The 12,932-nt window shown below is 46.3% G+C and carries 13 protein-coding genes; 11 read left to right on the top strand and 2 right to left on the bottom strand.

Features of this window, described 5'->3' with window-relative positions; genetic code table 11:
* The first annotated feature begins 141 nt into the window (after positions 1–141).
* The 7 genes from MKY74_RS22330 (at position 142) to MKY74_RS22300 (ending at position 8,303) form a co-directional block, all read left to right on the top strand.
* Entirely contained in the window at positions 142–867 is a 726-nt protein-coding gene (locus MKY74_RS22330; RefSeq protein ID WP_076164821.1) for a stalk domain-containing protein, read from the top strand.
* 173 nt (positions 868–1,040) lie between these two features.
* Positions 1,041–2,201, top strand: a complete 1,161-nt coding sequence (locus MKY74_RS22325) for a GntR family transcriptional regulator (RefSeq protein WP_076164823.1) — start codon at positions 1,041–1,043, stop codon at positions 2,199–2,201.
* Positions 2,202–2,446: 245 nt separating this feature from the next.
* Positions 2,447–3,397 (top strand): ABC transporter permease, encoded by a 951-nt coding sequence (locus MKY74_RS22320; RefSeq protein WP_076164825.1) that lies wholly within the window; start codon positions 2,447–2,449, stop codon positions 3,395–3,397.
* Between the two features lie 33 nt (positions 3,398–3,430).
* The gene (locus tag MKY74_RS22315) at positions 3,431–4,348 is read left to right on the top strand and encodes a carbohydrate ABC transporter permease (protein WP_076164828.1); all 918 of its coding nucleotides are present in this window, start codon (positions 3,431–3,433) and stop codon (positions 4,346–4,348) included.
* Between the two features lie 93 nt (positions 4,349–4,441).
* On the top strand, positions 4,442–6,100 hold the full coding sequence (locus MKY74_RS22310; protein WP_076164830.1) for an extracellular solute-binding protein: 1,659 nt from the start codon (positions 4,442–4,444) through the stop codon (positions 6,098–6,100).
* Between the two features lie 117 nt (positions 6,101–6,217).
* The gene (locus MKY74_RS22305) at positions 6,218–7,201 is read left to right on the top strand and encodes a Gfo/Idh/MocA family protein (RefSeq protein WP_076164832.1); all 984 of its coding nucleotides are present in this window, start codon (positions 6,218–6,220) and stop codon (positions 7,199–7,201) included.
* Between the two features lie 19 nt (positions 7,202–7,220).
* The gene (locus tag MKY74_RS22300; RefSeq protein ID WP_076164835.1) at positions 7,221–8,303 is read left to right on the top strand and encodes a Gfo/Idh/MocA family protein; all 1,083 of its coding nucleotides are present in this window, start codon (positions 7,221–7,223) and stop codon (positions 8,301–8,303) included.
* Positions 8,304–8,406: 103 nt separating this feature from the next.
* Here MKY74_RS22300 and MKY74_RS22295 read toward each other — a convergent pair whose 3' ends face one another.
* The gene (locus MKY74_RS22295) at positions 8,407–9,447 is read right to left on the bottom strand and encodes an NAD(P)-dependent alcohol dehydrogenase (protein WP_076164836.1); all 1,041 of its coding nucleotides are present in this window, start codon (positions 9,445–9,447) and stop codon (positions 8,407–8,409) included.
* A gap of 147 nt (positions 9,448–9,594) precedes the next feature.
* On the opposite strand from MKY74_RS22295, the gene MKY74_RS22290 reads away from it, so the two are divergent.
* Complete coding sequence (locus MKY74_RS22290; RefSeq protein ID WP_076164838.1) at positions 9,595–10,017, top strand: MerR family transcriptional regulator; 423 nt, start codon at positions 9,595–9,597, stop codon at positions 10,015–10,017.
* Positions 10,018–10,080: 63 nt separating this feature from the next.
* Here MKY74_RS22290 and MKY74_RS22285 read toward each other — a convergent pair whose 3' ends face one another.
* The gene (locus tag MKY74_RS22285; protein WP_076164840.1) at positions 10,081–10,626 is read right to left on the bottom strand and encodes a TetR/AcrR family transcriptional regulator; all 546 of its coding nucleotides are present in this window, start codon (positions 10,624–10,626) and stop codon (positions 10,081–10,083) included.
* A gap of 208 nt (positions 10,627–10,834) precedes the next feature.
* Between MKY74_RS22285 and MKY74_RS22280 the strand changes: the two genes are divergently transcribed.
* The 3 genes from MKY74_RS22280 to MKY74_RS22270 are packed head-to-tail and all read left to right on the top strand — an operon-like array spanning position 10,835 to position 12,889.
* On the top strand, positions 10,835–11,227 hold the full coding sequence (locus MKY74_RS22280; protein WP_076164843.1) for a DUF2255 family protein: 393 nt from the start codon (positions 10,835–10,837) through the stop codon (positions 11,225–11,227).
* 25 nt (positions 11,228–11,252) lie between these two features.
* Entirely contained in the window at positions 11,253–12,008 is a 756-nt protein-coding gene (locus MKY74_RS22275; protein ID WP_244169128.1) for a carboxymuconolactone decarboxylase family protein, read from the top strand.
* A 17-nt stretch (positions 12,009–12,025) separates the two neighbouring features.
* Positions 12,026–12,889, top strand: a complete 864-nt coding sequence (locus tag MKY74_RS22270; protein ID WP_076164847.1) for an aldo/keto reductase — start codon at positions 12,026–12,028, stop codon at positions 12,887–12,889.
* Positions 12,890–12,932 lie beyond the last annotated feature (43 nt).

The following is a 12,932-nucleotide window of genomic DNA, read 5'->3' as shown; positions in this document are numbered from 1 at the left end:
AGATAAAGTCGCTTTATAGTTAGGTACATAAGGAACCCCCGCCTTAAACAAGATAAACGGGGATATGAAGAAGGTTTGAGTTCTACCAAGGTAAGACATCGCGTTTGCTTCGGCAATAAAACAACAAGGGAGAGAATAATTATGAAAAATCGTGTAAAAGGAACCATTATGGCTGCACTTGTCGTAGGAATGACCGTTTCCGGAGCGGCAGGCGTCTACGCCGGTGCCAACCTGCAGAAAATTTCCGCCTACCTCAATCACAACATCAGTTTCAAAATCGATGGAAAAACGTTTGTACCGACGGATGCAAAAGGGAACAAATTGGCTCCAATCGTATATAACGATTCGACTTATCTTCCGGTTCGTGCCCTGTCTGAGGCATTGAAGGCATCGGTTGATTATAATAGCCGTACCGGTGTCATCACCATTGGTACACCTTCTGCGCCTAACAATGGGAATACAGGAAACCATACAGGAGCCGATCTTGTGGCTGTTACGTATTCGACTTCTCAAATTCAGGCGATTAAGAAAGAATTCGCGAAATTTGACGGCTTTACTACGGCTTATGCGCCAATGCAGGCGGTGAAAAATGATAGTTTCCAGAAAGTAGCTGCTGGTGGGGATTCGGTCAAGTTCACATTTAAGCACATGAACGTAGAGGTATCGCCGCGGGACTACGCTTTCGAATATGATGGTAAAAACGTCACGCTCTCCAATGGGGTGCAGGCTAAATGGTATACACCAAGCGATACTGCGATGCTGACATTTAAACTCGATGACCGATTTGTTACGCTCTACTCGCAGGATCATTCCCTCTCAAACGCGCAGTTGGAGAAGGTAGCCGTATCCGTCGCTAAATTGAAATAAATCATTGATGACGATTTTGTTTAACTTAACAAGCAGATCGATGAAGCAGCAGGCTTCCGAAATATCGGGAGCCTGCTATTTGTGTATCCAACAAAGAATGGACATGGAATAAATCGATCTCGTCATTCGTATTTTATATATTGAATATATTGATATGAAATGTGGTGATTCGGATGAACTCAGCGGACAGAATACCTTTGTATCAGATGGTTCAAGAGTATATACGTGATTTGGTCACGTCCCAGGTATTGAAGGTTGGAGACCGTATCCCTACGGAAAAGGAACTTATGGAGCGTTTCGGAGTAAGCAAAATTACTGTCGTTCATGCCTTATCCGGCTTGGTTAATGAACGAATCATTACAAGAGTTCCCGGAAAGGGGTCCTTTGTAAGCGATCCGGAATATGAAATGCCGACGGTATCTCCTAAAAGTGCGGCACAGCAAACTAATCAAACCAGCGGAGAAATGCAGACGAGGCTGATCGGTCTGATTATGCCCAGCATTTATGATTATTTTACCATTAGACTTGTCCAGGGGATTCAGCAAGCACTAAATGAAAACGATTACCGTTTCGTGATCTATTTATCGGAGGGCAGCATTGAGAAGGAAAAAGAGGCGATCCAGACCTGCAGTAAAATTGGAGTGGAGGGGCTGCTGATTTTCCCGGTGGACGAGGAACTATTCAATGAAGAAATCTTAAGCATGAAATTTGCGGGATTTCCGTTTGTTCTCATCGACCGTTACCTTCCAGGGGTGGAAACTCACTATATCGCATCCGACGGTAGGCTTGGCGCTAACCTGGCTGTCAATTACTTATGGGATCTGGGGCACCGTGAAATCGCCATTTGCTCTGATTCGCCCATACAAACCGTTACCGTTCAAGAGCGGATCGACGGATATATGAATGCCTTAAAGGAAAAGGGATCCCTCATTAACCCGGCCCACATCGTAACCGGTTTTGAAATCGGAAGTCTTGAGCAAGCTGAAGCACATCCACTGTACCGATATATCCAAAATCGAATGGCATCGGCCTATATTACCCTAAACGGAAGTCTTGGTGTGAAAATCCATCAGATGGCACGTCAAGCCGGTTTGAAGGTGCCTGAGGACATATCCATCATCAGTTTTGACGATCCGACTTCCATCATCGAAGGATACAGCACATTCACACATGTTAAACAGTTTGAACGAGATATGGGCTACCGGGCGGCAAACACGCTGCTTGAGGTCATAAACAGTGATGACGGCCAACCCGGAAAATACATTAAAACTCTCGTGGAGCCGGAATTGGTGATTGGCGAGACGACGGGAAAGTACATTTTCTCCACATCATGATATCCGCCCGTCCCCGCCACGGGAACAGCACCATTTTCTGACCTGAAGATAACTTTGATGTGAATGAAGAAATTATGGAATGATTCCTACACCATATTGAATATATTTGAATCATACAAATGAAACCGCTTGCAATAAAGGAGGGGAAACCGTGCGATATGCCTTACGCAAATGTGAGACCGGAATGTGTGAAATCCATGCGATATAAAGCCTGATACGACGAAGATGTAGGAGGTGTTCGGAGAATGGTACCCAAAGGTGCTGTTATCCCTAGATATGAACGACTAAAAAAGAACCGAAAATTAGTTAAAATATGGCAATTTAGATATATATACTTATTTATTCTTCCTGCGATCCTATGGTTTCTGGTTTTTGCCTACTATCCGATGTACGGCATTCTGATCGCGTTCAAAGATTACAAATTCAATCTGGGGATCTTGGGGAGTCCGTGGGCAGGCTTTAAATATTTCGAGCAGTTTTTAAACGATTCCAGCTTTTACGATGTTCTCCGAAATACGTTGTCCATTAGTGCCCTTAAGCTGATTTTCGGATTTCCAGCTCCATTGGTCCTGGCCTTGATGCTTAATGGAATCATGCACAAAAAAATCAAAAGGGTTTTTCAAACGATTTCCTATCTGCCGCACTTCGTGTCGTGGGTCGTCGTCGTTACTTTACTTCAAAAAATCCTGTCTCCGAACGTAGGTCTCATCAATGATATTCGGTACCAGATGGGTTTGGATCCGATCTTTTTTATGGGGAAGCCGGAATTGTTCTATCCATTGGTCATCATTTCCGATATCTGGAAAGGTGTAGGCTGGGGTTCGATCATTTATTTAGCCGCGTTAACGAATATCGATCCGCACCTGTATGAGGCAGCCGAAATCGACGGGGCAGGCCGGTGGAGCAAACTATTTAAGATCACGCTTCCATCCCTTACGCCAACGATCGGCATATTGCTCATATTTTCCCTCAGCGGAATACTGAATGCGGGCTTTGACCAAATCTGGCTGATGCAGTCCCCCGCAACATTAAGCGTCTCGGAGATATTGGACACGTATGTCTTAAAAACTGGCCTGCAGCAAGGGCAATTAGCCTATTCCACGGCCATTGGTTTATTTAAGTCTGCGATCTCGCTGCTTCTCATCGTGGTTGTCAACAAAGTATCCAAACGTGTGAGTGATGTATCGTTGTGGTAAACAGCTGGCGCTGAAGATTGAGGAGGTGTGTGTATGGGGGAAAGAAGGCTGACGCCGGCAGATAAAATGTATGCGACGCTGAACTATTCGGTGCTGCTTTTATTCTGCGCTACGGCACTCTATCCATTTATCTATTTTCTGGCCCTTTCTTTCAATGACGGCTACGACGCGATGAAGGGCGGAATCTATCTTTTTCCTAGAGTGTTTACATTAGAAAACTATGCGAAAGCTTTTAGCAATCCCTTAATCTTAAATTCGTTTTATATTTCCATTTCCCGGACCCTGATCGTAACGGTTGGCTCCGTATTTTTGACGGCGTTATTAGCCTACGCCCTGTCGCGGAAAGGGCTGCCCGGAAGAAAATATATTGTATTCTTCTTTTTCTTCACCACGTTGTTCAGCGGAGGCCTTATTCCGACCTTTATCCTGTACCGGGAACTGCACATCCTGAATACGTTCTGGGTGTTGGTACTGCCGTCTCTGTATAACTTTTTCAATGCGATTATTATGAAAACCTTCTTCGACGGGATCCCGGAAGGTCTGTCGGAATCGGCCCGAATCGACGGAGCAAGTGAGTTGGCGGTATTCGCAAGAATCATCCTGCCTCTTTCGATGCCGGTGCTTGCTACGATTGCCTTGTTTGTCGGGGTTGGCGTGTGGAATGACTGGTTTACCGGTCAGTTTTTCATACAGAACGAAAAACTGCAGCCTGCGGCTACATTCCTGAACAAGATGATCAGCGAAGCGTCTTTCCAGTCGATGACGTCGTCGGGAAATAGCGGATCAGCGATCCAAAACATGACCCAGTCTCAGATGGAGCTGCGAGGTGTAACGCCGGAAGCTTTGCGTATGACCTTCGTCATTATTATCACGACCCCGATCATCTGTGTGTATCCATTCCTTCAGAAATATTTCGTCAAAGGCGTATTGGTAGGTTCGCTTAAGGAGTAGTTGGTATAAAAGGCTAAGCCTTTTATATATAAACTTCCAATGGAAGGGGATTGTAGGATGAGGAAGAACAGGCGGCGTAGGAGCGTTCTTGCGATGACACTAATCGCTTTACTGCTGTTAGTGACCATGACGGCATGTACGGGAACAGGCAAAGAAGAGGACGCAGGCACGGTTGACCCGGGTCCGAATAAGTCAGGTACTGAAGAAATAAAGCCGGTAACCTTGACTTTCCTCAGTGCTTGGAACGGCGGAGGAGCCGGTTTCCCGCAGGACCAGAAAAATAATCCGGTGGCCCAAAAAATCAGGGAAAAAACCGGGGTGACGTTAAACCTGGAATCCATCACGACAAGCGAAGTAGAGAAACTGAATACGATCTTCGCTTCCGGTACGGTCCCGGATATTGTTAACGCACCGTTCTGGTCTACTACAGGAGGAGAAGGGCAAGTCATCAAGAAGGCAGCCATGGAAGGACAGCTTCTGGATTTAACCCCTTATCTCGATAAATACCCGAATATTAAAAGACTGGTGACGACCGGGATTGCGAAGGATTTTGCCGAGTTCGATCTCAATAGTCCCGATTTTGAAGGCAAGACGTATCTCATTCCAACGGAGACCCCGGACGGAACCCCAGAGAGCATTCATAATTGGAATTACGGCCTTTTTGCCAGGGGAGATATCCTGAAAGCTCTAAATGTAAAAGCGGAGGATATTGATACGCAGGATGAACTGTACGATCTATTGGTCAAGATCAGAGATGGCGGTTTCAAAGATATTGGCGGGAAGCCGGTCATCCCGGCCGGAACGATGTGGAATGGATGGGATTACGGGCAGTTCCTTGCCGGATGGTCGGATTATTCGATTTCGGACTTCCGTGAAGTGGACGGAAAACTGATTCACTGGACGCAATCCAAGGATTATGAAGCCAAGTTGTTATACATGAGAAAGCTGCTAAAAGAAGGATTGTTTGATCTTGAAGCCTTCAGCAATACGAGTACGACAGCGAATGAAAAGCTCACGACGGGCAAGATGGCTGTATTCGGTGCCCAACCGATGTTAGCTGATTTACAAAAAACGCTGTATAAGACGAATCCGGAAATGCAATATGAACTACTCGGCCCGATGAAGAATAAGAACGGAGACATTCGAACGCAAGTTGAAAAACCCGGCCGTTCCGGTTTCCCTGTCCTTTTCTTGAGCGCGAACATCAAAGATCCCGATGCGGCATTGCGGTACATTGATTATGTCAACAGCGAAGAAGGGCGATTGCTTGCGTATTTCGGAATTGAAGGAACGCACTATACTATGGAAAACGGGATACCTCAATGGATTCCGGATGTGAAAAAACAATTCGATGAAAACCCGGATCTGAAGAGAGACGCAGGGCTCAATTTTCTTCCAGGAAGATTCATCGGGGCATTCTCCAATGAAGTCACTTGGCCAACGCCCGAAGATCAAAAAACGCAGTGGCAAAAGTTGGAGGAGAGCTTCTCGGCAAAAATGCCTATCAAAATCATAGACAAAGTAAGCGCCAGCTACCTTGCAAGAGAATGGCCCAAATACCAGGATTTTATCAGTAAAACCAGCAGCTTGAATTTCGATGACGAATTTAAGAAAGCACTGTTTGCTTCGTCAGATGAAGAAGCTCTAAATCTTCTTCATAGTGTTCAAGAAAAATATAAAGCCGCAGGCGTGGATGAAATGGCGGAGTTCGTAGCTCAAAAAGCTGCGGAAAGAGATGATGTAGGGTTCTAGATCGTTCAATCTATATCGTGAACCATTTTGGGGTGGCGTTACTGCCATCCCAATTCACTTTCTAACGAATGCTCAAACGCATACGACGACCATTAACCGATTACGGAGGGGAAAAGGATGTTGAACGTTGCGATGTTAAGCAAGTGGCATGTGCATGCAGCTGATTACGCCAGAAGGCTGCAAAATCATGGAAACGTGAAGATTACAGCCGTCTGGGACGAACAGCCTGAACGCGGAAGCGAATGGGCTGCCCAATTGGGAGCGGATTTTGAAGCGGATTTGGACAATTTGCTGAAACGGGAAGACGTCGATGGCGTCGTCGTGGACGCCCCTACAAGCATGCACGCAGACGTCATGGTAGCAGCCGCTCAGGCCGGCAAACACATTTTTACCGAGAAAGCCATGGCTCTTACCGTAGAAGAATGCGACCGGATTTCTGCAGCGGTACGCAAAGCAGACGTCAAGTTTTGCATTTCATTTCCTGCTCTTACAAGACCACACCAATTGTTCGCTAAACAATTGATCGACGACCATATACTAGGGGACATTACGCTTTTACGCATTCGTAACGGCCACGACGGTGCTTTAAACAATTGGCTGCCGGAATACTGGTATGATGAGAAACAAACCGGGGGCGGAGCCATGATGGATTTGGGCTGTCATCCGATGTACATCGCAAGTATGCTGCTCGGTAAGCCCAAAAGAATCACCTCCATGTTTCATTACTTCACCCATCGAGCAGTGGAAGATAATGCGCAGTGCTCGATTGAGTTCATTAGCAACGCGGTCGCCCTTGTCGAAACAAGCCTTGTGACGTTCAAAACTCCTTCCGCCCTTGAGATTTACGGCACGGAGGGCACCTTGATGATCTCAGATGATTCCGTTAGAGTCATCTCGAAGAAGCTAGATTTGCCTTTCTCCGGATGGATTTCTCCGAACCAACTCCCTAAAGAGCAGCCGCTTCCGATCATCCAATGGGCAGATGCATTGCTTCATAACAAGCCGATGCCCTTCGGACTGGAACAGGGGACAAAATTGACGGAGCTATTGGAAGCGGCATACACCGCTCATAAGGAAAACCGGACGGTAGAGTTCAAATAGCGTGGGGGAGGGAATTCAGATGAGAACTGTAAAAGTAGGAATCATCGGCTGCGGCATGATCGCGGGCGGGAAGCATATGCCGTGTTTGTCCAAGTTAGATCATGTACAGATGGTGGCCTTCTGTGACTTGAAGCCGGAAAGGGCCGAGGAAGCGGCGCAAAAATACGGCACGCCAGATGCAAAGGTGTTTACCAATTACAAAGATCTGCTTGCGATAGAGGATATTGAGGTCGTACATGTATTGACACCGAACAGCGCTCACGCGTCGATATCCATTGATGCTCTCGAAAGCGGCAAACATGTCATGTGCGAAAAACCGATGGCAGTCACGGGTGCGGAGGCTAAAGCGATGTACGAAGCCCACTTGCGAACAGGCAAGAAGCTAACCGTCGGGTATCAGAATCGCTCCAACGCGAGAAGCCAGCTGTTAAAAAAGATGATTACCAATGGGGAACTTGGAGATATCTATTTTGCCAAAGCGGTTGCGACCCGGAGAAGAGGCGTACCTACATGGGGCGTGTTCCTGGATAAAGAGAAACAGGGAGGCGGTCCTATGATTGATATTGGAACCCATTCCCTTGATCTGATTCTGTGGTTGATGGATAACTATGAACCGGTTAGTGTCGTCGGCAGCGTCTTCCATAAACTGAAGTATACCGAAAATGCCGCAAACGAATGGGGATCCTGGGATCCAAACGAATTCGAGGTAGAAGATTCGGCGTTCGGGTATGTGAAATTTAAAAATGGAGCGACGGTCATCATTGAAACCAGCTGGGCCCTTAACATTGCAGAAGGTGGCGGCAACCTGTTGTGTGGAACGAAGGGAGGAGCGGATTTTGCTAAAAATGAGCTGCGGATCAATGGCGAGAGGGACGGGAGCCTGTTCCTGAATAAAATCGATGTGAATCCGAATGCGAGAGAACGATTCAGCGGAGAAGCAATGACCGATTTCGAGTATGAAGCCAAGCAATGGATTGACAGTATCGTGAACGATACCGAACCTTTGGTTAAACCGAGGGAAGCGATGGTTGTATCGCAAATCTTAGAGGCGGTGTATATATCCGCAGAAACGGGAAAAACCATTTATTTTGATGAGGAATAAGGACGTGGAATGAAGATCATAGAATAAAGCGAAGGTGCCCAAAAGCTTGCTTTTGAGGCACCTTCAACATGTAATCACTTATGGAACAAATGTGGTACGCAGCTTACATCGTGCTAATATCAATGACGAATCTGTATTTCACATCCGAGGCTAATACACGTTTGTAGGCTTCGTCAATCTGGTCGGCCGAGATCACTTCGATCTTAGGAACGATGCTGTGCTGTGCACAGAAGTCCAACATTTCCTGTGTCTCGCGGATGCCTCCAATCATGGAGCCAGCAAATGAACGCCGATGTCCGATGAGGGACATGACATTCAGCGACAACGGCTCCCCAGGGGCACCGACGTTTACCAAAGTTCCGTCAAGCGTAAGCAGTGAGAAATAAGCATCCATATTGATGCTGGCACTCACCGTATTAATCATCAGATCAAAGCGGCCGGCGAGTTTTTCGAAGGTTTCCGGATCGCTAGTGGCGTAGTAGTGGTCTGCACCCAATTGCAGGCCATCTTCTTTTTTACTTAAGGTTTGGGACAAAACCGTGACCTCGGCACCCATCGCATGCGCAATTTGAACAGCCATATGCCCGAGGCCGCCCATACCGACTACAGCTACTTTTTTGCCTGGGCCGGCCCCCCAATGATTAAGCGGGGAATAGGTAGTAATACCCGCGCAAAGCAATGGCGCCGCGGCATCAAGCTCGATGCTGTCAGGAATTCTGACTACGAAATCTTCAGTGACGACAATGTGGGTGGAATAGCCGCCTTGAGTTGGCTCGCCGTATTTGTCAACACCCGCGTAGGTCGGTACGTTTCCTTTGAGGCAGTATTGTTCTTCCCCTTTACGGCAGTTCTCGCATTCGCCACAGGAATCAACCATACAGCCAACCCCTACACGGTCACCGACTTTGTATTTTGTGACATAAGGGCCAACAGCCGTAACAATTCCTGCAATCTCATGTCCAGGCACAAGCGGATAGTTGACAGGTCCCCATTCGCCGTGAGCCGTATGGATATCGGAATGGCATATTCCCGCAAATTTAATTTCAATTAAAATATCCTGCGAATCCAGATCGCGCCGTTTAATTTCAGCTGCTCGGAACGGTTTGTCAGGACCGTCGACAGCTCTTGCTTTAGCAGTAATCATCTCGAAATCCTCCTATCAATGATTGTTCAAATGTTGCAAAATCAATTTTATTCCCTAGAGTTAACTCTAGGTCAAGCACTGATTTTATGATAATATCAAAAAAGGTATAAACGACAGAGCCATATCGCAAAGAAAGGAAGATCCCTGTTGAAGACATTTTCAATCAGTGAAGCTGCCAAGCAATTGAACCTTACTATATATACGTTGCGTTACTACGACAAAGAGGGACTTTTGCCTTTTGTAGAACGTACAGCCAGCGGAACACGCTTGTTTAAAGAATCCGATATTGAGGCTTTAAAAGTAATCGAATGTTTGAAAACTACGGGGATGCCGATTAAGGAAATTAAAAATTTTATTAATTGGTGTTCAGAAGGGGATACGACTCTGAAACAAAGATATGATATGTTTCTGGAACGGAAAGCTGCTGTAGAGGCGCAGATGGAAGAACTTAAAAAAACGATGGAAGTCATCGAACATAAATGCTTTTATTACAAGACCGCGCTGGATGCCGGAACGGAAGATGTTCATAAGCACAACAAAATTGGGAGTAACTTCGCCTCGACTTATTAATAGAAAACCACCTGTAATCCATAGATTTCTATATGAATTACAGGTGGTTTTGTTATTCAGAGGTTATAAATTTCGATCCAGCAAGATCCCTGTCTGTTCTGCCATGACACGAGGGGGAACAGGCATACCATTCCTGAACCACCATTCCACGGCCCCCACGACGGCTGCCCCGAAAAATTGCAGGATAACTTCTTGATTTAAGCCTTGATTTTTCCCTTCGGTTACATCGACTTCAACTTTATACTCTTGAACGACTAAATCAAGGAAACGGCTGCGGAAATGAGCCGCGCTTTTGGTATTCAGCATAATTGAAAAAAACAAATGATGCTCTGCAAAATATTCGAACCAGACATAATTTCCTTCTTGGAAGCTCATTTCGGATGCAGATCGGCAAAGTTCGCTGAGATTACTGATGTGTTCTTCGATAATTTTATCCAGCAGGTCGTATTTATCCAAATAGTGCAGGTATACCGTACCTCGATTCACATTGGCCCTGTCGGAAATATCACGGATGGTAATGTCATCAAAGTTTTTTTCTGCCATCAGTTCCAGAATGGCCTTCTTGATCGCTTCTTGGGATTTGACTACCCTTCGATCCACTTTAGTCATTTTTATAACGTCCTCCATCTTAAGATAATCGGCAATTATAGATCATTTGTTGAGTAACGCACACATAGTGAGGAAATGACCATTGTAAGCATGGGGGTTCTGTATAAAATTATAAACACGAGTTGATTAAACAATCAATGTTCATTTTTGCTGCTGTAGTTCATTCTATGTGCATGCTTAATATCAAGCTTTAAGGAGGATCCCATTCATGAGTACGTGGCCGAAAGAAGAATTGAACAGGATCGCTGAGTCCGATGATCTTCACATCTCACCTTTCCGGGAAGACGGCGTTACCTATGGTACCCCGACCTGGATTTGGTCTGTTGTGGTTGGCGGCTCACTCTATGTACGCGCCTACTACGGGCAGAACTCCCGTTGGTACCAGGCAGCAGTACAGCAGAAGGCGGGGCGCATCACGGTGGCTGGCATGACGAAGGAGGTTGCGTTTGAACCGGTTGAAGGGGAGATCGGCGACCTCATCGACAATGCATATCGTACGAAATATAAGGGAAGTCCTTATCTGAACTCGATGATCAGTATGCGAGCCCGTTCAGCCACAGTGAAGGTTGTGCCGCTTACCGTACATGAATCATACGTTTGAATTTGTCCCATGGATAGGAGGCTGTATGATGAATCGAATTGAGAAGAGCCAAGAAACGTACAAGCAGCTATTCGGCGATGGAGTGCCTGCCGCATATGCCACGGATCCCGATTTTCAGGATATTTTGAGCCGGTTTATTTTCGGGGAGGTCTTTCATCAAGGCAGCCTGGATGACAAAATGAGGGAGCTCATCACCTTAGTGGTGCTAACCACAAACCAAACCTTGCCTCAGCTCAAGGCACATGTCCATGCCGCCCTGAACGTCGGACTTACGCCGATCGAAATCAAGGAAGCCGTGTATCAATGCGCGCCTTACGTCGGTTTTCCCAAAACGCTGAATGCCATGACGGAGGTCAACGACGTTTTCAATGCAAGAAACATCGCATTGCCGCTGGAGAGTCAACAACAGGTTGAAGAAGAGACACGGTTTGATAAGGGACTTGCCGTGCAGGTGGACATTTTCGGCGACATCATTACCAAAAACCGGGAGAATTCTCCGATCAATCAAAAGCATATTCAGGATTATCTTTCCGCCTTTTGCTTTGGCGACTTCTATACCCGTGGAGGCCTGGATTTGAAAACGCGGGAGCTGCTGACGCTCAGCATCATCAGCGCACTCGGGGGTGCGGATCATCAGGTCAAGGCACATGTACAAGGCAATTTAAATGTCGGCAATGACAAGGAAACGATGATTACCGCCATCACGCATTGTCTTCCTTATATAGGATTCCCTAGAACGTTAAATGCTTTGAGCTGCATCAATGAAATCATTGCGGAATAGTAAAGGAGACAAAACCAATGTTTAACGAAACATTCAAATTATCGAATGGTATTGAAATTCCTAAATTAGGATTGGGCACTTGGCTTCTCGACGATGAACAGGCGGCACAGGCCGTGCGGGATGCGGTATCTCTAGGATATCGCCATATGGATACGGCTCAGGCCTATATGAATGAGGCTGGAGTAGGCGAAGCAATCCGTACCTGTGGTGTCGCGAGAGAAAAACTTTTCATTACGACAAAGGTTGCTGCAGAAGCAAAAAGCTATGATGCCGTTACGCAGTCCATCCATGAGTCCTTAGCCAAGTTGGGACTGGAATACATTGACCTTCTGATTATTCACAGTCCACAACCCTGGACGGAGTTCCGTGAGGAGAAGCGTTACTTCGAGGAAAACAAAGAAGTATGGAAAGCGATGGAGGATGCTTATAGAACAGGCAAAGTAAAGGCCATCGGTCTGTCTAACTTTCTTCAGGATGATATTGAGAATATACTTGCAGCCTGTGAGATCAAGCCTATGGTCAATCAGATCTTGGCACATGTGAGCAACACGCCCTTGGAGCTCATTGAATTCTGCCAAAAGAATGACATCTTGGTGGAGGCATATTCACCCATTGCACACGGTGCAATCCTTGGTAATACTGAGGTTAAGTCAATAGCAGATAAGTATGGGGTATCCGTTGCCCAGCTTTGCCTGCGTTATGATATCCAGCTTGGTCTTGTCGTACTTCCGAAGACGGCAAATCCTGATCACATGAGAAACAATGCAGAGCTGGATTTTGTTATCGGCGATGCAGATATGGAGACATTGAAGAACGCAGAGCAGATCCAAGATTATGGCGAGCACAGCTTCTTTCCGGTATTTGGCGGGAAATTGAAGTAAACAGAGCCAGAGGATACGAATCCTAATAATGTTTAATGGAGGA

This window comes from Paenibacillus sp. FSL R5-0378 (assembly GCF_038009285.1).
Taxonomy (GTDB): Bacteria; Bacillota; Bacilli; order Paenibacillales; family Paenibacillaceae; genus Paenibacillus_AQ; species Paenibacillus_AQ favisporus.
The sequence above is the reverse complement of the archived record's forward strand: the minus strand, read 5'-3'. Positions and strand labels throughout refer to the sequence as shown.